Source organism: Luteolibacter sp. Y139, from assembly GCF_038066715.1.
Classification (GTDB): domain Bacteria; phylum Verrucomicrobiota; class Verrucomicrobiia; order Verrucomicrobiales; family Akkermansiaceae; genus Haloferula; species Haloferula soli.
Genome location: NZ_JBBUKT010000001.1, coordinates 286,501 through 306,418, shown reverse-complemented (window position 1 = coordinate 306,418; position 19,918 = coordinate 286,501). Strand labels below are relative to the sequence as shown.

Annotated in this window: 14 protein-coding genes; 8 read left to right on the top strand and 6 right to left on the bottom strand. The window is 62.9% G+C overall.

The window, feature by feature from the left end; all coding sequences use genetic code 11:
- Positions 1-53: 53 nt before the first annotated feature.
- Positions 54-2,345: a penicillin-binding protein 1C gene (gene pbpC / locus WKV53_RS01340; protein ID WP_341402537.1), complete on the bottom strand. Its 2,292-nt coding sequence runs from the start codon at positions 2,343-2,345 to the stop codon at positions 54-56.
- Between the two features lie 7 nt (positions 2,346-2,352).
- Positions 2,353-8,118, bottom strand: coding sequence for an alpha-2-macroglobulin family protein (locus tag WKV53_RS01335; protein ID WP_341402536.1), 5,766 nt, complete (start codon positions 8,116-8,118; stop codon positions 2,353-2,355).
- Between the two features lie 339 nt (positions 8,119-8,457).
- Between WKV53_RS01335 and WKV53_RS01330 the strand changes: the two genes are divergently transcribed.
- Both WKV53_RS01330 and WKV53_RS01325 read left to right on the top strand, forming a co-directional pair.
- Positions 8,458-8,859 (top strand): hypothetical protein, encoded by a 402-nt coding sequence (locus WKV53_RS01330; RefSeq protein ID WP_341402535.1) that lies wholly within the window; start codon positions 8,458-8,460, stop codon positions 8,857-8,859.
- Positions 8,860-9,100: 241 nt separating this feature from the next.
- Positions 9,101-10,525 (top strand): TonB-dependent receptor, encoded by a 1,425-nt coding sequence (locus WKV53_RS01325; protein WP_341402534.1) that lies wholly within the window; start codon positions 9,101-9,103, stop codon positions 10,523-10,525.
- On the opposite strand, the gene WKV53_RS01320 is transcribed toward WKV53_RS01325, so the two are convergent.
- A complete protein-coding gene (locus WKV53_RS01320) occupies positions 10,498-11,283 on the bottom strand; it encodes an MBL fold metallo-hydrolase (protein ID WP_341402533.1) in 786 nt (261 codons plus the stop codon). The two genes, WKV53_RS01325 and WKV53_RS01320, sit on opposite strands and share 28 nt — an antisense overlap.
- A gap of 96 nt (positions 11,284-11,379) precedes the next feature.
- On the opposite strand from WKV53_RS01320, the gene recN reads away from it, so the two are divergent.
- The 6 genes from recN (at position 11,380) to WKV53_RS01290 (ending at position 18,104) form a co-directional block, all read left to right on the top strand.
- A complete protein-coding gene (gene recN, locus WKV53_RS01315) occupies positions 11,380-13,038 on the top strand; it encodes a DNA repair protein RecN (RefSeq protein ID WP_341402532.1) in 1,659 nt (552 codons plus the stop codon).
- Between the two features lie 4 nt (positions 13,039-13,042).
- On the top strand, positions 13,043-13,600 hold the full coding sequence (locus WKV53_RS01310) for an ATP-dependent zinc protease family protein (protein WP_341402531.1): 558 nt from the start codon (positions 13,043-13,045) through the stop codon (positions 13,598-13,600).
- Positions 13,597-14,502, top strand: a complete 906-nt coding sequence (gene rimK, locus WKV53_RS01305; protein ID WP_341402530.1) for a 30S ribosomal protein S6--L-glutamate ligase — start codon at positions 13,597-13,599, stop codon at positions 14,500-14,502. Before WKV53_RS01310 ends, rimK begins: the two co-directional genes overlap by 4 nt.
- A 17-nt stretch (positions 14,503-14,519) precedes the next feature.
- On the top strand, positions 14,520-15,170 hold the full coding sequence (locus tag WKV53_RS01300) for a hypothetical protein (protein WP_341402529.1): 651 nt from the start codon (positions 14,520-14,522) through the stop codon (positions 15,168-15,170).
- A 90-nt stretch (positions 15,171-15,260) separates the two neighbouring features.
- A complete protein-coding gene (locus WKV53_RS01295) occupies positions 15,261-17,258 on the top strand; it encodes a glycoside hydrolase family 20 protein (RefSeq protein WP_341402528.1) in 1,998 nt (665 codons plus the stop codon).
- Between the two features lie 258 nt (positions 17,259-17,516).
- On the top strand, positions 17,517-18,104 hold the full coding sequence (locus WKV53_RS01290) for a hypothetical protein (protein ID WP_341402527.1): 588 nt from the start codon (positions 17,517-17,519) through the stop codon (positions 18,102-18,104).
- A 42-nt stretch (positions 18,105-18,146) separates the two neighbouring features.
- On the opposite strand, the gene WKV53_RS01285 is transcribed toward WKV53_RS01290, so the two are convergent.
- The 3 genes from WKV53_RS01285 to nrdR all read right to left on the bottom strand — a co-directional run bounded on the left by WKV53_RS01285 (position 18,147) and on the right by nrdR (position 19,653).
- Positions 18,147-18,491 carry a histidine triad nucleotide-binding protein gene (locus WKV53_RS01285; protein ID WP_341402526.1) on the bottom strand — a complete coding sequence of 115 codons (345 nt, stop codon included), beginning with the start codon at positions 18,489-18,491 and terminating at the stop codon, positions 18,147-18,149.
- Between the two features lie 23 nt (positions 18,492-18,514).
- Positions 18,515-19,087, bottom strand: coding sequence for a hypothetical protein (locus WKV53_RS01280; RefSeq protein WP_341402525.1), 573 nt, complete (start codon positions 19,085-19,087; stop codon positions 18,515-18,517).
- 74 nt (positions 19,088-19,161) lie between these two features.
- Positions 19,162-19,653 (bottom strand): transcriptional regulator NrdR, encoded by a 492-nt coding sequence (gene nrdR / locus WKV53_RS01275; protein ID WP_264488206.1) that lies wholly within the window; start codon positions 19,651-19,653, stop codon positions 19,162-19,164.
- Positions 19,654-19,918: the final 265 nt, after the last annotated feature.

Here is a 19,918-nt window from a genome sequence, read left to right as displayed (position 1 = left end):
TGAAAGAAGAGGGATTCGATGGCGGGTCGACCGCGTTTGTATCGCCAAACGTTTCACCGCTGTTGGACGACGATGGAGACCGCGCTACCACGGCCGTGATCATCCACGACTCGCAGCGTCCGGGTGCCGGCAGAGGGCTGCCAGGTGGGGCCATCTGAGGTGGTGCCGCTGCCAAGGAAGGTCTCGCCACAGAACCAATACAGCCGCCCGACGCCGGCGGCGGACTTCGCAAGCAAAGGGATGCCGTGGTCGCTTCCGGTGAGGTAGATGCGCCCTGCCAGAGGCGAGAGGATGGTGGGGGAACTACCGGGATCGAGGCCTTCGGTGGTGGCGCTGCCGTTCTCCGGAGCGGGCGGTTCGCGGCGGGGGACGCCGGCCTTGCGGAAGAGCTCTAACAAGTCGGGCGGCCAGAATTCGCAGACTTCGCGGCGGAGGGAGGGGCGGCCATCGTCGCGGGCGACGCGCAGGCCGGAGGTGGTGTCGACGAGGATTTCGCGATGCAACTCGCAGGGACGGATGGGTGAGACGCCGGGGATGAACCACGAGCTGACGCGATGCGGGCAGTGGTGGCCGGGAAGGCAGCCGGATTGCGGGCAGACGTCTGTTGTCATCACGCTGGCGGGGATCTTCCGGGGATGGTCCGGGAGACCCAGGCGCGCGAAGAGCTCGAAGAGGAGTGGTGCGGCGCAGTGGCGAGCGACGAGGGCGGGATTGCCGCGGCCGGAGAAGTCGCCCATCCACACGACCAGCACGTAGTCGCCGAGAACGCCGGCTGCCCAAGCGTCGCGGAAGCCATGTGAGGTGCCGGTCTTCCATGCCAACGTGGGGCAGGTATTGGTGAATTCGTAGTCGCTGCCGAGCTCGCTGCCGCCGGTGATCATGTCGAGGACGAGGAAGCGGGCGGCTTCATCTAACAGAACCGGGGTGCTCTCCGGCTTTTGCGGGGTATCGAAGACGAGCGGGCGGAAGCGTCCGTCATCGGCGAGGCTGGCGTAGAGGTTCGCCAGTTCTAGCGGCGTGACTCCCGCGCCGCCGAGTGCCAGGGAGAGGCCGTAGTGAGAAGCGGGATATTTGAAGCTGATTCCGCCGCGTTTCAGGAAGCCGTAGAGACCGTCGCCGGAGAGCCGGCGGGTGAGATCGACGGCGGGCAGGTTCCGGCTGCGCAGCAGAGCCTCGCGGGCGGACACAGGGCCCATGAATTCGCGCTCGAAGTTCTCGGGATTGTAGTCGGCAAAGGTCAGGGGCGCATCCATCAGCAGGCTGCGCGGGTGGATGAGTCCCTGCTCCAGCGCGAGTCCGTAGATGAAGGGCTTCAGGGCCGAGCCGGGTGAACGGCGGGCGCGCAGGCCATCGACCATGCCGGAAATACGGCGGTCATCGTAGTTTGCGGAGCCGACGTAGCCCAGCACCTCACGGGTGGGCGCGTGGATGAGGACTGCGCAGGCGTTGTTGATGCCGAGTTCCTCGCTGCGTTCGAGCCGGGCGTGGATGCCTTGTTCGAGGATCCGCTGCAGCCTGAGGTCCAGGGTCGAATCGATCGCTGCGGATGGGTTTGTGGCCATCACGTTCCGGCAGAAGTGTGGAGCGTAGTGTGGTGGCTCTGATGATGGTGTCAGTGTGAATTGAGCTGCCAACGGATCGCGGCGCAGCGGATCGTCGGCATTGAGGCTTTGGATCAAGCGCGCCTGAGCTGCGGCGAGGCGGGATTGATCTCGTTCTCTTCCCGGATGGCGCGTTGCCGGGCTTTGCGGAATGACGCTCAGGGCGAAGGCTTCACGTTCGGTGAGTTCGGCGCAGGGACGCCCGCACCAGAGGATGGCCGCGGCTCCCGCGCCCTCGACGTTGCCGCCGTAGGGCGCGAGATTGAGGTAGGCCTCGAGGATCTCATCCTTCGAGTAGTGCCGCTCCAGCTGGATCGCGTGATAGATCTGCACCAGCTTCCCGCCGATGCTGCGGGTCTCCAATTTCCACCGTAGCCGCGCGACCTGCATGGTGATCGTGGACGCACCGCCGGAGGGATGGCCGGTTGCGGCTTGCCATGTGGCGCGGAGCAAAGCGACCGGGTTGACGCCCGGGTGCCAGCGATAGTGCCGGTCTTCCTTCGCAAGCGTCGCTCTCACCAGTGCGGGGCTGATGTCGGCGAGCGATGTCTTCAGGCGATAGGCACCATCCTGCGCCATGGAAAGGTGCAGCACCTCTCCATGGCGATCCCGCACGATGCGCGACCACGAGCAATCGGGATACAAGTCCGGCTTGGGCAACAACGCCCATGCCACGCCGAGGGCGATGACCGCGATTGCGGCGCGTCGCCCCCAGCGTTTCAGTTTCTGACGAACCGGATGCATGGATGGGTCAAGGGGCGGCAACTACTTCGATGCGGCCCGGTGCCGAGACGCCGTGACGGCCGCGGTCATACATGTCCTCCACCATCGCCGGTGGCACGGTGAAGCTGCCGGGGCTGACCGCTTTCATGCGATAGCGGACCTTCCATTCGGCATTGCTGGCAATGCCGAGGTAGAAGAGCGAGCGGTCTTCGCGGACTTCCGCGTAATCGGTGCCGGCCACAGTACCTGCGCCGGATTTGAGATCATCGGCCAAGACTTCAAATCCCGCGGGTAGCAGGTCGATGACCGCGAGGTCTGGAAGCTGCTTCGCGGTGAGATTACGCACTGTCAGGGTGACATCGACCGCATCGCCGGGCCGCAGCGGTTGGTCTTCCTTCACCGGCTTGAGTTCCCGAACGATGCCGACGCCGCTGGTGAGCGGTCCCGGCGGCGTTCCGCGATCATAACCTTGCTCGACGGTCTGGAAGAACATGCCGAGATCGCCGGAGCCTTTTTGGTCGCGGCGGAATTCGACCGCCTTGGTGCCATCGGGAAACTCCGCCTTCACCAGGCCTTGTTTGGGTCCGGATAACAGCACCTCGTCGCCACTGGCCGGCTGTGCATACAGCGACAGCTCCAGGCCGGTGCGCGCTGCGGCATCGCTGTAGGCTTTCAAGGCGAGCACCGTGAACGAGGCGGTGAGCGTATTGAAACTCTCGTCGCGCAAGCCGCTCATCACCGGCTCCATGTCATTGAGGCCGAATTGAGCGGCGTCTTCGGGGAAGTGGCGGCAGCGCACGTAGAAGATCTTGAGCTCTTCCGCCTGCTTGCTGCGGCAATACAAGGGACCGGCGGGATGGGGGCGCTTCACACAGTCGGCCATCAATGCCTTGGCTTCCTTGTCCTGCTTCAGCAGCCGGTAGCTGGCGGCCATCCATGCCCCGGTGGCCTGGCCTTCCCAGTTGCCGGCATGACGCTTCGCGAGGGTGTCGCGGAGATTCAGGAGCTGCGGTGCCACCGAGGTGCCATTGCGTGCGAGCAGATAGATCGCATAGGCCTGGAGCTCGGCTTGATCGAGATTCTGGATGTTGGCCCGCGCCGTATCAGCCGCGTGTTGTAGAGCCGCCGTCATCATGGTTTCCGGAACGGGGTGACCGAGCAACTTCGCCTCGGTCAGGAAATGCAGGACGTAGAGCGACTGGAACTCGAACATCCGCGGCGCGCCCGCATACCAATAGCCGAAGCCGCCGTCCGATTGCTGGCGGTTGGCGAGCTGGGCGATGGCTCCCTTGATGTGCTCCGCGGCGACCGCGGGCGGCAGGCCGAAGTCCGCCTCGGTGGAGGTGACCAGCTTCACCATCGCACGGCTGGTGATTTGCTCCGAGCAACCATGCGGGAACTCGCTGACGTAGGCTTCAAGCCCGCGAGCCAGGCCTAGCGGCAACGAGCTACCCGTGGCCTCTACCCGCCTGAATTGCGGATAGAGTGAGCGGACGGTTTTCACGTCATAGCTGCCGGTGCGGAACCAACCCGAGGTGACCTTGGTCAAATGATGGCTCGCCGGCCGTACGCTGAGCGTGATCGTGCGCAGGATCGTTTCGCCATTTGCAGATGCGACGAACTTGATCTCCGCGCCGCCGAGGTCGTCCTTCGCCTTGAAGCGGAAGTGCGCCATGCCTTCCTTGCCCGGCTGGAGGTCGAGCGACGCCTGTGGTTCGCCGATGCGCTCCAGCTGGCTCGAGGGCGTGGCGCTCAGGCTGATGTTTGCGGGGCCTTCCGGTTCGAGGTTGTTGGTCACCGCGAGCGAGGCTTCGAACTCATCGCCCGGCGACACGAACAGCGGTGCATTCGGCATCAGGATGATCGGGGCCTTGGCCAGCGTGTTGCTCTCCGCCACGCCCATGCTGCTGGCATTGGCGGCGACTGCCATCACCCGCAGGTTGCCATTGAAATAATCCGGCACCTGCCACGACACCTCGCGGCGCTCCGGGCCGGCATCGACGATGCCCGACCAGAAGACGACCGGCGCTTCCTGGCGGCGCTTGAACGGATTCACGTGCAAGGAGGCACCGTCGTCGGCGTCGCCACCGAAGGCGGGTGCGGCCTTGAGGAACTGGTATTCCGGCAGCAACAGGTCGAGCCACTGGAGGGTCCGGACTTCGAGCGCTTGCTTGCGTGTGAAGTAGTCGAGCGGGCGGGGGAGCTTGTAGTTGGTGATCTGGTGGATGCCTTCGTCGACCGCGTAGAGCACGAGCCGCGATGGCTGGCTGGCGGTGAAGCCGAACTTCGCCTCGCTGCCCGGGCGAACTTTCTGAGGCGTATCCAGCTTTACCTCAAGCTGCCTGCGCCGCGGTGTGATGCGCAGCGGTTCGGCAGCATAGCTGAGGGGGCTGCGGAAAATTTCCGGTGACGACGGCGAGCGCACGAAGGCCGCATTGATATAGACCGTGCCCTCGACGCCTTCCGGCACACGCAGCTTGAGGGTGGTTTCATTGGTTTCCGTGTGGAACCACTGATGGAGCAGCACGCGATCCCGCTCCACGGTGACAATTCCCGAGCCGGCATAGGGTGCGGTGAGGTGGACTTCCACTTCCTCGCCGGGAGCGATTTCACCTTTGCCAAGCACCAGTTCGAGTTCGCTGTCCTGATCCAGCGAGCGGTTCGCATCGCCCTTGCCCGCGACACGATAGGGGATGGCGCACATTACCACGCCCTCCGCGTCGATGATTTCCAGACGGAAATTGCCAGCTTGGCCGGTGGCGAGCGCGAGCGGGGTCGATGCGGCGGGGAGGCTTAGCGTTTCCTCGGCGATCATGCGTTCGCGCTCGGTCGAAACGTAGGAGTAGTTCCCATTCTCCAGTTTGGTGAGCGCGGACACCTGGCTGATTTCGATCAGGCGCCGGCGCAGGGTTGGCATCGCCACGGCCTTCAAGCTGCGGTCGATCGCGACCAGCTCCACGTTACACGGCGCGTCCTTGCCGAGATAGGTGAGTTCGCCATCCGACTTCCAACCGAGCACCTGATCCCACGGAGAAACCAGCTCAGTCAGCTCATGCCGGACGCTGCGTCCGCCTTCGCGCTCGAAGGCCTCGGTCGACACCGCCAGGCGGAAGGATGCATCCTTCAGTGTCTCCAGCGGCAGCTTGAATTCCGCCACGCCATCGCCATCGGTCTTCGTTTCTCCCAGGTCAATCGTGCGGCCGGCACGCGAACCCGAGCGATCGACGGTGCGATCGTAGAATGTGAATGCGGGCCATTCCTCGAACGAGAAGTGCCCGGGTGAAAGATCGAGCTTCATCGTTACCCGACGTTCAGCCGCGGCTTCGCCGAAGAGCGAGCGGACATTCACCTTCGCCACGGTGGCAGCGGGCGAGAGCCAGCCCGCTGGTGGAGCGGGATCGAGGTGTGTCTCCACCTTCATCCGATCGGGCTGGAATTCTTCCACGCGCACCACTGCGCGGCCCAGTCGGAACAGGTTCTCGTCCGCGCTGTTGATGACGTGGACGGCGAGCTCGTATTTGCCGAGGGCCGCCGAGTCCGCGAGCTTGAGGTCGGCTTCGAAAAATCCGTCAAACGGCAGACGGCGCTTTTCGGACGACACGATACGGCCTCGTGAATCGGTCATGCTGATCCGCACGGGCAGTCCCTCGATGACCGGCTCCCAATCGCGACGCCGCACCAGTGTGCCGAGGGGAACCGAGTCACCGGGGCGATAGACGCCGCGCTCGGTGAAAAGGAAGGCTTCCACGGCCTTGAGCCGGGAGGCCATTACGCCGTCGATGTCGAAGCGCGAGTAGTCCATGGCCGGAAGCTGGCGCTCCTTCAGCGGCAGGAAGGTGATGTCCTCCGCCTTGCGCGCGACGATCGCGATGGGTTCGCGCTCGTCGTGATAGCCGTCCAGCGACTCGAAGTTCGCGTGACCGCTGGTGTCGGTTTTCACCTCGGCCAGCACGGTGCCATTTCGCGCCAGCGCCTGGAGGGCCACTCCCTCGACGGGCACGCCACCGGTGAGCGACATCACGAAAACATCGCGGCGTCCATCGGCACCGGCTTTCACGACGAGGCCGAGGTCGGTGACCATCACGAAACGGGAGTCCCGCGTGCCTTCGCCCGCCTTCCAGCCATCGGCGATACCTTCCGCGCCTTCCTCATCCTCTTCCCAGCGGCGGCCCCCTCCTTCATCCTCTTCTTCGGAGGGCGCTTCGATGCGGCCGTATACGCTTTTGTCTTCCTCCTCCGGAGTGACAGCGGTCACCGGGCGCAGGCCGACGAGGAAGATACCGCGGCCGCCGGCGAGAGCATCCGGAGAGGTCATCGGCGGGGCGTCGTGGAAATCGATCTCGGTCTGGACCGCTTCCCAATCGTTCGTGTGCGGCACGTCCACGATCTTGCGCCAGCGCTGGACGATGTTCTCCTCGCTGAAGGAGTAGTTGAGGTCCGGCGCGCTGAACTCGCCGTAGCGATTCTGGGTGATCAGATGTTGGATCTGCGAGACCGGCACGCGGCTGAAGGTCACCTGCAGGTGATCGATGCCACGGGATTGAGCGACGAGTTTCCGCGCGCCACCAAGGGCGAGGACGTTACCCTTGCCGAGCAGGTTCACTTCTTTTGGGAACTCAGGCACGTCCGCGAGTGTTTCGAAACGACGCGCCATTTCGAATCCGCCGGGTGCTTTCACGCCGGGCTCGACGCGAACGAGCAGGGTGCCTGGACGCGGCTCCACGAAGCGGAAGGCGTGTTGCTGCGCAAGCGGGGCATCCGATGCCACTGGTGTCAGTTTGACCTTGGTGGCGTTGGCAAGCTGCGCCGATAGCTTGGTGCGATCATCGAGGGTCCAGCCATTGTCGCGCCACCACGCAGTGATGTGGCTGGCGATCTCCGCGCCATCGAGATCGTGGTCGGTGTTGATGAAGAGGAATTGCTGCGGTTCGCCTTCGTCCGTGCGGAGGATGCGGGTTTCGGCGCCGGTCAGCTTGAAGCCGCTGAACTTGTCCGGCACGCGGGTCTTCGCCTCGCGCTCGGGTTCCATCGGCTTGCCGCCGGCGGTGGTGACGAGACCGGGCGAGAGCCGCAGCTTCATGAAATCCTCGATCTCGGGAATGACGAGGTTGCGGCTGCGGACGAACCATTGCCGCTGGCTTTCACCCTGGGTCACTGTGAAGAGCGGCGTGCCGTCCGGTGCTTGGGTGAATACCGGAGTATTTCCCATCACGGTCAGGCTCAGGTGGCGCGTCAGCTCATCGAGCTCGACCGGGTGAGTGGTGCGGACTTCGCCGACGACCTGGTGGACGCTGGGATCCTTGGGACTTGTGTAGAAGTTGAAGTCGCGCAGGTCGGCGAGCAGCGGCGGGGTGGTGAACTCGATCTTGTGCTTGGAGAAGTCGAGGTTTGGCGCGAGTTCGCTGGGGTCGAGCGTTACCGTGTAGGTCGTCGCCGGGCTCCAGTGCAAGGCGTCTGGTGTGAAGGTGAGCGTGCTGTTGTCGGTCCACAGCCACTTGCCGCGAACCTCGGGTTTCAAGGTCACGCCGGCACCCGGTGCCTTGCCGGTTTTTTCGAGCGGAGCAGAGGGGAGCGAGAAGTGAACGACGAAAGGTGCTGGCGTGAGATCCTTGTCCGCAACCACCGGCTTCGCGACTTCGGGAACGCTTGAAGTCACGGTCACCTTCTGGACCTCCTCGTAGGCGACCACGCGCGGCTTGTGCGATTCCCACCAGCGCATGCCATACCACGTGCCTCCGGTGAGAATCAGGATGGTGGCAATGCTGGCGGACCAGCCACGACGATGAGCGGACATGTGTCGTCCTAGCTCCCTGAAGGCTCGGCCGATCCCGCGTAGCCACGGGGGTGCCGACCAAGTGATATGTCCAAAAAGAAGGCCGACCATGCGGCCGGCGACATTAAGCAGTGCCCTCAAGGGGGCGTAGGTTGGTTTCACGGAGTACTCCTTGGAGCGCCTTACGCGATGGCCATGGGGGACTTTCAGCGGCTTTCAAAATAGTTTCGCGGACGTTTGGAATCGGCTTCTGAAGGAGGAGATCGAGCCGTTGTCGAACGGTCTCTCGCAACCCGTCACGGAACGCAGCTTGACGCACGGTCGTGCTTTGGGAAACGCTCAGGGTGGAATTCCTCCTCCATGAAAACATCCCGAATCGTCTCATCTGTGGTGATGGCTTTCGCTTTCATCTCCTCGGCTCAAGCCGTCGTCCTGTGGAATGAAACCATCAGCGGCGATCTCTCCGGTGACTTTTCCGCGCCGACGGTGCTTGGGTCCCTCGCGGCGGGTAGCTATTCGATCATCGGCGGTGATTCGAGCGCCAGCCGGGATATCTTCACGATCGTGATCCCGGCGGGGATGAGCTTGGTCTCGGTTTTCAACAGTGCCTACGCCGGTTCCGATGGCACGGCCTTCTTCGGCATCGCCAGCGGGACTTCCATCAACAGCGCCAACGCGCCTGCGAGCCTGCGAGCCTGCTCGGCTACACTCACTTCGGCACCGGTCCGGGGACGGTCGGGACCGATATCCTCGACAATGTAGCGGTTGGCGCCGGTTCTGCCACCTTCACTCCGCCACTGGGTGCGGGGACCTACACGGTCTGGATGCAGCAGGCAGGCTCGGCAGCGACCTGGCAGATGGATTTCAACGTGGTGCCGGAGCCGGCGTTCGCCTCCCTGCTTTTGTTAGGGCTGCCGTGGATGGCCCGCCGCCGTCGGTGAAGAAAAGGAGTGGGATTTTCCAGTTTCCCTGACCGGTGGCCCGGCTCACCTTGGCGCCAGCGATGGCGACCACGTTCGACAAGGCCCAGGAATTGAATCTCGATCCGGCGATCTATGGAACTTTTGCGGAGATCGGGGCCGGGCAGGAAACGGCGAACTGGTTTTTCCGTGCCTCCGGCTCGGCGGGCATGGTGGCCAAGTCGATCTCGGCCTACGACATGACGATGAGCGATGCCATTTATGGCAAAAGCGATCGTTACGTCTCCCGCCAGCGGCTCCAGCAGATGCTGGATCACGAGTATGAGATCCTGCTGGAGCGTTTGAGCCCGAAGCGGGGGAAAACGACGACTTTCTTCTCGCTCTGCAATACCGTCCGCGCCCGCGGCTATCAGGATACCGGTGAGTGTCACGGCTGGGTGGGCCTCCGTTTCCAGCTCAAGCCCGGTGATCCGCCGTCGGACATCCTGGTTCATATCCGCCTGCTCGATGACGAAACGCAGGAACAGAAGCAGGCGCTGGGCGTGGTGGGGGTGAATCTGCTCCACGCCGCTTTCCGCCACCGCGGGCACCTCGGGCGCTTCGTCAGCTCGCTGGTGGAGAACCTGCGGCCGGGACAGGTGGAGGTGGACATGCTGAAGTTCCACGGCCACGGCTACGGTTTCTTTGACAATCGTCTGTGCTCGCTGGCGCTGGTGGAGGCCGGACTGACGGAGTCGGCGATGTTCCTGCCAAATGGCGAGGTCGTGCAGGCGGCGGAGGCGCTCTATAAGAAGCCGATCTTGCTGCTGCGCGGCAGCTTTGACCCGGTGACCAATCTTCACCTGCAAATGCTGGAGCAGGCGCACGGCGTCTTTGCCTCGGCGCTGGAGCCGGGAGAGCACGCGATCGAGTTGTGCGAGATGACCATGGCCAACCTGCTCCGCGGCAGTGCGATCGACCATGTGGATTTCATCGATCGCTGCGATGCGCTGCAGGCGCTGGGGAAGACGGTGCTGGTGTCGCGCTACTCCGAGTTCCACCGGATTTCATCCTACCTCGCGCGCTCGACGCAGCGGCCGATCGGTATCGTGCTGAGCATCGGGCTGCTCAATGAGCTCTTCAAAGCGAAGTGGTCGGAGAATCTAGCGGGCGGGGTGCTGGAATCCTTCGGGCGACTCTTCAAGAATCAGGTCACGCTCTACGTCTATCCGTGGAAGAACCGCCGGAATGGGGAGCTGGTGGACGCGAAGAGCTTCGAGCCGCCGGAGGACTCGAAGTATCTCTACCGCTATTTCGTTGAGACCGGCCGCGTGCGCCCGGTGCCGGTGGGCGATGAAGAACTCCTGAAATACACCAGCCGGGACATCCAGGCTCTGATCGCCGACGGCGACGAAACGTGGCAGCGCTTTGTGCCGGAAGAGGCGCATCGTTCAGCGCAACACGTGCCGAAAAGCGAGGTCGAGGTGGACGAAGAAGAGGATCAGCCGCGGATCTTCAGTCCATCGTAGGCGACCCGTACGTGATGGGGCAGGGAGGCTTCCAGCTCGTGGTGGTCATTTTCGTGCCCCAGGTGCGTCAGGTATCCGCGGGAAACGCCGCTTTCCGCGATGACTGCGAGCGCTTCCTCCGTGGACATGTGGGTGGGATGGGGCAGCGAGCGCAGGGCATCGATGATCAGGATGTCGGCGCGCTTGAGGATGGCGATGGTTTCCGGCGGCACGCGTTTGGCGTCCGGAATGTAGGCGGTGGCTGGTGCGCCGGGTGTCTCGAAAAGGAAGCCGACGGTTTCGGCCTTCGCGTGTTCGACCGGCAGCGGCGTAACGGTGAGATGGCCGAAGGTGATGGGGCCATCAATGATGTGCGGGTCCGGCCTGATGTAGCCCTTGAAGACATTTTCCTCGGAGAATGCCCAGCCGAACATGGTCTTCAGGGTGGCCATGCAGTCGGAGGTCGCGTGCAGGGGCAGCGGGTCCTCGCGGTGCCAGCAGAAGGCGCGCAACTCATCGAAGCCGACCACGTGGTCGACGTGGGAGTGGGTGTAAACGACGGCGTCCACCTTGGTCAGGTCCTCGCGCAGGGCTTGTTCGCGGAGGTCAGGGCCGGAATCGACGAGCACCGAGAAGTCACCGGCGCGAACGTGGATGGAAGAGCGGGTGCGCTTGTTGCGCGGGTCTTCCGAGGTGCAGACCCGGCATTTGCACCCGATGACGGGGACGCCGATGGAAGTGCCGGTCCCCAGAAAGGTCAGTTCGAAATCCGCCGCCATGAATGCGGCCGAAAAGTGGCAGGGGAGGTGACCGGCGGCAAGCCCGGTTGACTCCCCGCGTCAGCCCGGCATCATGCGCCTGCCCGCGGCCACGCCATGCTCACCCTGCTGAAAATCCGTAATCTCGCCCTCGTCGATGAACTCGTTTGGGAATTGGGTCCCGGCCTTGTCGGTGTCACCGGGGAAACCGGAGCTGGCAAGTCGGTCATTGTGGGAGCCCTGAAGCTGGTGCTCGGCGAGCGGGCCGATAAGTCGCTGATCCGCACGGGTGAGGACACCTGCACGGTCGAGGCTGTTTTCGAGCTGCGGGACGCCTCCGAAATCAATGCCGTGCTGGCCGAGGGAGGGCTGGAGCCGTGCGAGGACGGCTCGCTGATCGTCCGCCGGGTGATCGGGCAGAGTGCGAACCGGCAATTCGTGAATGATTCTCCCGTGACTCTCAATTTGTTGAAGCGGCTCGGCGAGCATCTGGTGGACCTTCACGGGCCGCACGATCATCAGTCGCTGCTTTCCACGGAGCGCCAGCTTTCGATGCTGGATGCCTACGCGGGCTGCGATGGTGCGCTCGATGCCTACCGTTCCACCTGGCGGGAGTGGCGTGACAAGGAGAACGAGCTGGAAGACCTGCGCCAAGCCGAGTCGGCGAGCACGCAGGAGCTGGATTTGCTGCGGCATCAGGTGGGCGAAATTGATGCCGCCCAGCTGAAGCCGGAAGAGGAAGACGAAATCGCCGACCGCTATCGCCGGGCGAGCAATTCGACGCGGCTGGTCGAGCTTTCGGGTGCCGCGGCATCTGCTCTCGGGGCCGATGAAGGCGGCGTGCTTTCCCATCTGGTCGATGTCCAACGGCTGGTCCGTGATTTGGAGAAGCTGGATCCGAGCATCCGCGAGCGGACCCAAGGGCTGGAAAATGCGGTGATGGAGTTGCAGGAGCTGGAACGCTCGCTTGCCGACTACTCCGAGGATCTCGACATTGATCCAGCAGAAGCGAAGCGCTTGGAGGAGCGGGTCAATCTTTTCGAAACGCTGAAGCGGAAGTATGGCGGCGACCTTGCCGCGGTGCTTGGCCATCGCGACCGCGCCGCGGCTCGTCTCGATGCTGTGGAAAACCGCGGCGAGCGTCTGGAACAACTCGCTGCCGAGGCTGCCCGGCTGCGCGAGGCGACCGACAAGGCCGGCCTGGCCCTCACCGCCAAGCGCAAGAAGGCCGCGCCGAAGCTTTCCAAGGAGATCGCCGGGCAGCTGAAGGATCTCGGTTTCAAGCAGTCTTCCTTCGAGGTGCAGGTTCTTTCTAACAAGGAGCCTGCCGCCTCGGGTTTGGAAGGCATCGAATTCCTTTTCGGTCCGAATCCCGGCGAGCCGCTCCAGCCGCTCCGGCAGATCGCTTCCAGTGGTGAAATCAGCCGCGTGATGCTGGCGGTGAAAAGCGCGCTGGCCGAGCAGGACGCCACGCCGCTGATGGTCTTCGACGAGATCGACGCCAATGTGGGCGGCGAGATCGCCCGTGCTGTTGGCAAGAAGATGGCTGCGCTCGGCATGCGCCATCAGGTGGTCGCAATTACCCACTTCCCGCAGGTCGCCGCGCTGGCGGCACGGCATTATGTCGTCGAGAAGGAAGTCGCAGGTGGACGCACCCGCTCGCGGCTGTATCCGGTCGGCGGGGAGAATCGCATTTCCGAGCTCGTCCGCATGCTTGGCGGCGGCGGCGAGCAGGCGCGTGCGATGGCGGCGAGTTTGTTGAACGACGCAACCTAGTCGCATGAAACGCAAGCCCCGCAGCTATACCGCCGTGCCGCAGCCGGTCGATGCGCCGTCCGGGCAATTGGCGCGGGAGATGGGGCTGCCGTGGAAGCAGGTCGGGATGCCGCGGCTGGTGCTCGGGCGGCTGGAGTGGCTGATGCTGACGGAATTCGGTGCCGGGCCGATGCATGCGAAGACGGACACCGGGGCGCGGACTTCGTCGCTGCATGCGGAGGATATCGAGATGAGCGAGGACGGGACGCGTGTCCGTTTCGTCACGCGCGACCACTATGGGCGACAGATTGCATGCGAGGCTCCGGTGGCCGGTTCGGGGCGGGTGAAAAGCTCCACCGGGGTGGCGCGAAAGCGTCACTACATCGAGACCGATGCGGTGCTTCCGGGCGGTTTTTCATGGAAGATCCGGCTGACCTTGGCGCATCGCGGCAAGATGAAATGCCCGGTGCTGCTAGGGCGCCGGGCGCTGGCCGGATTTTTTCTCATTGACCCACTGGGTCACCATCTGATGGGTGCGCTCCGCGATCTTGAATCGCAGTTCCCCGGCATCTGCCGCCCATGAAAATTTTCGTCCTTTCGCGCAACCCGAGCCTCTATAGCACCTCCGCCCTGGTGAATGCCGCCGAAGCGCGCGGACATGAGGTGAGGGTGATCGATTACCTGCGCTGCTACATGAACATCACGGCCCACAAGCCGAAGATCTTCATTGAGGGCGAGGAACTCACCGCCGACGCCGTGATCCCGCGGATCGGGGCGAGCCACACCTTCTACGGCAATGCGGTGGTGCGGCAGTTCGAGATGATGGGCGTCTTCACCGTGAATGACTCGGTGGCGATCGCCCGCTCGCGCGACAAGCTGCGCAGCATGCAACTGCTGGCGCGCAAGGGCGTGGGCCTGCCCATCACCGGCTTCGCTCACTCGACTGATGCCACTTCCGAGCTGATCAAGATGTGCGGCGGTGCCCCGCTGGTCATCAAGCTGCTCGAGGGTACTCAAGGCGTTGGCGTGGTTTTGGCCGAAACGACCAATGCTGCGGAATCGGTGATCGATGCCTTCAAGGGACTGCGCGCTGATATCCTGGTGCAGGAATTCATCAAGGAGGCCAAGGGCGCGGACATCCGTTGCATCGTGGTGGATGGCAAGGTGGTCGCTGCGATGAAGCGTCAGGCCGCCGAGGGGGAATTTCGCTCGAATCTCCACCGCGGCGGCACGGCGGAGAGGGTGAAGATCACGCCGGAGGAGCGTTCGGTGGCGATTCGCGCCGCCAAGATCATGGGCCTGAATTTTGCGGGGGTGGATTTGCTGCGCTCCAACCATGGGCCGGTGGTGATGGAGGTGAACTCTTCGCCAGGCCTGGAGGGGATCGAGAAGTCCTCCGGGAAGCCGGTGGCGGACATGGTGATCGATTTCATCGAGAAGGCGGCGGTGAAGCGTCCGAAGCCGCCGAAGCCGACGGACAAGTAGCGGAACGAAGCAGGATCATGAAAGAGTGGTTCGTAACGCACATCGACGCATTGATCCCTCTCGCGATTGGGCTCTATGTGGCGCTGAAAGTGGCCATCAAGCGCAAGAGCGGAACGGTGGAACATGCGACCCTGAAGCGTGCCACGGTGGGAGCCCTGGTGCTCATCGCCATCGGGCTCTTCCGCCTGTTCACCGATTTGGCAACCCCGCTGCCGGATCCGGTCACGGCCACCACCGATGACGGGAAGGTCTCCGTGATCTTTCCCAAGGAGCCCGTTAGAACCGAGGCCGTCGATGAAGCGCCGGGCGCGAAGGCTCACCGGGTGACGCGGGCTTGTAATTTTCCGGGAATCGACCTGCGCTTGAGCTTCAATCCGTATCCTCCCGGCGGCAACGACTCCCAGGGGGACGCGATCCTTGCCAATATGAAGAAGCTTCTTGAGGAAAAAGGCTTCAGCGTCGCGGGGAGTTCGGAGCTTCCCGGCCAGATCCATGAGCTCCTTCTGGAGAAGCCGGCCGAGGGCATCAAACAGACGATGCGGGTTTGGTATGGTCCCGGGGGCATCTATCGGGCGATGGCCACCACCGAAGCCGGCCATCACGATGACTCGCGCGCCCGCAATTTCATCTCGTCATTCCGGGTGATCGCAGCCGGTCCGGAAAAGTAGCGAGCGGTGCGATGGCGGCGGCTTAAATCGCAGGCGGCCTTCGCATTTTCCCGATTGTCCGGGCAGCGGGCATCCGTTGAAGTGCGAGCCATGAGAAAAGCCCTCGCCGCGCTCGCCCTTTTGTCCGCGTCCGTCACTGCCGCGGATCTTCCGTTGATCCCGCTGCCGAAGGAAATGACGGCGGGCGAGGGGAGCTTTCCGGTGACCGCGGAGACCGGGATTCGTTTCGATGCGGCGCTGGCGAACGAGGCCAAGTTGCTCTCCTCCGAGCTGAAGACCCGTACCGGAAACGAGCCGAAGACGGTGCGCGAGGAACTCCGGATCATGCTCCAGTCGGAGATCCGGATCGATCTTGATAATACGCTGGCCCTGGAACCGGGCGGCTACACGCTGGAAGCCACGCCGAAGACGGTGGTGATCAAGGGCAAGGATGCGGACGGGGCTTGGAATGGCACGCGGACCCTGTTGCAACTGCTGCCGTTAGAGGGCGACAAGAGCATCCCGGCCGTCTCGATCAAGGATGAGCCCCGCTTCGGCTGGCGTGGCATGCATCTGGATGTGGGGCGCCACTTCTTCCCGGTGGAAAACGTGAAGGGGTTCATCGACTGGCTCGCTTTCCACAAGTTAAACACCTTCCACTGGCACCTCACCGAGGACCAGGGATGGCGGATCGAGATCAAGAAGTATCCGAAGCTCACCGAAGTCGGCGCTTGGCGCGATTCGTCGCCGCTTTACGGCAACCGCAACTCGGACGACGGCAAGCGCTACGGCGGCTTCTACACGCAGGAGCAGATCAAGGAGGTGGTCGCGTATGCGAAGGAGCGCCACATCACGATCGTGCCGGAGATCGACATGCCCGGTCACATGGCGGCGGCGATCGCGGCGTATCCGGAATTCGGCAATTCGGACGTTCCCAATTACGCGCCGAAGGTGATGAACCGCTGGGGCGTCCACCCTTACACGCTGGCGCCGACCGAGGAGACCTTCCGATTCGTCGATGACGTGCTCACCGAGTTGTGTGCGCTCTTCCCGTCTGAATACATCCACATCGGTGGCGATGAAGCGCCGAAAGGCCAGTGGGAGCAGTCGCCCCGGGTGAAGGAGCTGATGAAGAAGGAGGGCCTGAAGAATGGCCACGATGTGCAGAGCTACTTCATCAAGCGCGTGGAGAAGATCCTGGATAAGAAGGGCCGCAAGCTGGTCGGTTGGGATGAGATCCGCGAAGGCGGCCTGGCTCCGAGCGCCACGGTGATGTGTTGGCAAGGCGACGCCGTGAAGGCGGCGGTGGACTCGGTTCGCGAAGGTCACGATGTGGTGATGGCTCCGAACCAGCGGCTTTATTTCGACCACTACCAGCGTCCGGAGAAGTCGGAGCTGGCGAAGGGAGCGGAGTTCGAAACCATCGGTGGCTTCCGTCCCGTCAGCAACGTCTATGACTATGAGCCGGTGCCTACGGGTCTCACGCCGGAGCAGCAGAAGCACGTGCTAGGAGTGCAGGGCCAGCTGTGGACTGAGTACATGCACGACTGGAAGAAGGTCGAATACATGGCTTTCCCGCGCATCGCCGCGCTGGCCGAGGTCGCGTGGACACCCGAGGAGAAAAAGAATTACGGGAGCTTCCGTGGCCGGCTCGATGGGATCATGAAGTTCTACGACGCTGCGAAAGTGAACCGCGGCGAGCCCTACGATCCGCCGAAGCGCGAGACCGCCGACGGCTCCACCGTCACCACCTCGCTCGGGATCTATCAGGAGCACTGGCCGGAGTTCGCCTTCGACGGCAAGCCGGAGACCTTCTTCTGGGCAAACCGCGAGCTGAAGGAAAACGACCATTTCACGGTCGCATTCAAGGGACCGAAGACCGGCAAGGTCACGGTGAAGACCGGCGGCGCGGCCAGCCAGAATGGCGACAAGCTGGAAGGCGGCGTGCTCGAAGCCTCGCCAGACGGCGGGACGTGGATCGAAATCGCCGAGTTTGAGGATGGCGTTGCCAATGCCTCGCTCCCGTCGGGGACCAAGCAACTCCGCATCCGTGTGACCAAGCCGCAGAAGAACTGGCTGATCATCGAGGAGATCCAAATTCAGCCGTAAGCTGGACTGGATTCAGAACTAGCCGGGCGGCCAAGTCATCTGCCGCCCGGCGAGGATGTCAGGCTGCTTGTTAGCAAGTGCGAGATCACTGCCTACAAGAAAAAGCAGATGCGGATGGACCTGAGTCGAAAGAGCATTCGGTTGAGCTTGGCGGGACTTGTGGCGGTGGTAGCCGTCGGGGTCTTCTTCATGCGCTCCTCTGATGGGACAAATCAGGATTTGTCCCGAGATGCCAAAGGGAATGGAGGTCGCTCCAGCTTGGCCGGGGAATCCGGTGATGACGCGAAGGAACCGAACGCAAAGGCATCTGACCGGGGAACCGAGGGAGAGACGCGGCCACTCGACCTCTCCGGAGGCCAGGCCAGGCAAGCGTTTGCCATCCACGAGAGCTCCCGGCAGTATTTGAAGGACGCCGAGCTGAAGCGAGCCGTGGTATTCTCTCAGTTCGAAGATGCCGACGGCAATTCATCGAGCACGATGCGCTTGGATCGGCCGACCGCGCAGGAACTCGATCAGATCTTCGAGGACTACATGAAAACCCTTTCCGGAGAGGACCGGAAATTCGTGGAGCAAACCGGGCTCTCAACCAACCTCAAGAAGGACATCGAGGACTTCTTCGGCTACGACAACCAGTTCCGCTATGTCACCTTCCTTCTCGCGGGAGATGGCTCGGCCTCCCTTCCCTCCGTCCTGATTCTTGAATCGGACAAGCTCTACGACGGCGATCAGGCCTCCCAAGGGAAGCTGGAAGTTCCCATGAGTGAGCTCAGGCTGAAGGAATTCGCCGATCTCAAGGTCGGGAGTCCGGAACTGGAGCGGTATGGCAGGTTGTTCTCGGTGAAGTGAACGCTCCCTGCGGAGAATCACTTCAGCCGGATTCCAAACGAACTAACCCGGCGGCCAGGTCATCTGCCGCCCGGCGAGGATGTGGACGTGCAGGTGTGGGACGGTTTCGCCGCCATTCTTGCCACAGTTGATGACGATGCGGAAGCCGTCGTCGGCAAAGCCCTGTTCGCGTGCGATCTTCGGCGCGGTCAGCAGCAGGTGGCCAAGCAAGGCTTGATCCTCGGCAGTCGCCGCTGCGATCCGCGGGATCGGCTTGCGGGGCACGAGCAGCAGGTGGACGGGGGCCTCGGGCGTGATGTCCTTGAAGGACACGCAGAGGTCGTCTTCATAGACGATCGTTGCCGGGATCTCACGATCGCAGATTTTCTGGAACAGGGTCTTTTCCATCGTGGGAAGAAGGGAAAGGGAGTCTAGCGCTCGGTATCGAGGCGCAAGCGCATGGGCCGGAGGGAGCGATGGCGCTCGTTGTCCATGTTGTCGAGGAAGGTGCGGATCTCCAGCAGCAGCTGGTCGCAGTGGCTGTCCCACTTGTCGGTGCCACGGAGCATCTGGGCGCACTCGCGGAGCCCGGTGAAGCGGATTTCCTCCGCGCCCGCAGCGCGCAGGTGATTGAGTTCCTCGCGCAGGGCGTTGAAGAAGGCGAGTTCGAAGCCGTTGCCGGCGTCCTTGGCGAGACGGGGTAGCGAGAGCGTCACCGGCGGGGCCAGTGGCTGGAGCTTGTCGGCGATGGTTTCACAGCCGATGCGCACGAGCATGTGGCGCATGCGGTCGAACAAGTCGTCCAGCGGCAGCAGGCGCAGCGGGCACTTGTTCTCGAGGTATTGTTCGATGCCGAGGCGGATTTCATCCACGAAGGGGAAATCCTGCCGATCAGCGGCGGTCGCGGCGCGGCGCAACGCGGTGCCCAGCCACGACGTGTCGTAGTGGATCACTTGATGACGACCGACCTGGATGGCCGGGCGATTACCGATGAGCGAAATCACGGTTGGTGCGAATCAAGGGTAGAGCGGGTGTGCGCGGGGTTTGGGGTGTAACAGCAGGGCGGGAAAACGGATGGTCAGTCTTTGAAGAGACGGCGTTGCATGGGATCGCGGGAGGGGCGGCGTTCCAGAGCTTGGATTTCACGGATGAATTCGCCGACGTCTTCGAACTGTCGATAGACGGAAACGTAGCGGACGTAGGCGACGGGATCGATCTGGTGGAGCTTGTCCATCACCTTGGCACCGATGACGGATGATGGCACTTCTGAGACGTGGTCTTGGTGGAGTTCGGTGAGGATTTCGTCAACGGCGCGGTCGAGGCGGTCCATCGAGACGGGGCGCTTCTCGCAGGCCTTGACCAAGCCACTCATGATTTTCTCGCGATTGACCGCCTCGCGTGCGCCATCGCGCTTCACCACGCGGAGCTCGGTGCGCTCGATCTGCTCGTAGGTGGTGTAGCGGTAGTTGCATCCGAGGCATTCGCGGCGGCGGCGGATGGTGGTGCCGTCCTTCGACATCCGCGAGTCGAGCACCTTGTCCTTGAATGATCCGCATTGCACACACCGCATAGGGTCGAAAAACGATGACAGAGACCGTAATTTCCACCCGTGGGTGGATCAATCGAAAAACTACGCTATATTTAGTAGATGGTCTGAATGGTCGCGAGAAGTGAAGGGAGTTTTTTAAGAAGGCGGTGCTTCGGTTTCCATTGAGGCGTTCGATACGAAAAAGTCCGCCGGCTCCTCCTTGTTTCCATGAGTGGATCAAAAGTTCAGCTCCTCTTGACCTGAACTGAAATACCCTCAAGCGGCGAACAGTCTTCCTTTGGGTAGC

Excerpts from the sequence above, each read along its gene's own strand:
- WKV53_RS01310 (WP_341402531.1), top strand. The coding sequence starts at position 13,043 with ATGAAACGCAAGCCCCGCAGCTATACCGCCGTGCCGCAGCCGGTCGAT.
- recN (WP_341402532.1), top strand. The coding sequence starts at position 11,380 with ATGCTCACCCTGCTGAAAATCCGTAATCTCGCCCTCGTCGATGAACTC.
- WKV53_RS01320 (WP_341402533.1), bottom strand. The coding sequence starts at position 11,283 with ATGGCGGCGGATTTCGAACTGACCTTTCTGGGGACCGGCACTTCCATC.
- WKV53_RS01325 (WP_341402534.1), top strand. The coding sequence starts at position 9,101 with ATGGCGACCACGTTCGACAAGGCCCAGGAATTGAATCTCGATCCGGCG.
- WKV53_RS01300 (WP_341402529.1), top strand. The coding sequence starts at position 14,520 with ATGAAAGAGTGGTTCGTAACGCACATCGACGCATTGATCCCTCTCGCG.
- WKV53_RS01285 (WP_341402526.1), bottom strand. The coding sequence starts at position 18,491 with ATGGAAAAGACCCTGTTCCAGAAAATCTGCGATCGTGAGATCCCGGCA.
- WKV53_RS01330 (WP_341402535.1), top strand. The coding sequence starts at position 8,458 with ATGAAAACATCCCGAATCGTCTCATCTGTGGTGATGGCTTTCGCTTTC.
- rimK (WP_341402530.1), top strand. The coding sequence starts at position 13,597 with ATGAAAATTTTCGTCCTTTCGCGCAACCCGAGCCTCTATAGCACCTCC.
- WKV53_RS01335 (WP_341402536.1), bottom strand. The coding sequence starts at position 8,118 with ATGTCCGCTCATCGTCGTGGCTGGTCCGCCAGCATTGCCACCATCCTG.
- nrdR (WP_264488206.1), bottom strand. The coding sequence starts at position 19,653 with ATGCGGTGTGTGCAATGCGGATCATTCAAGGACAAGGTGCTCGACTCG.
- pbpC (WP_341402537.1), bottom strand. The coding sequence starts at position 2,345 with ATGCATCCGGTTCGTCAGAAACTGAAACGCTGGGGGCGACGCGCCGCA.
- WKV53_RS01295 (WP_341402528.1), top strand. The coding sequence starts at position 15,261 with ATGAGAAAAGCCCTCGCCGCGCTCGCCCTTTTGTCCGCGTCCGTCACT.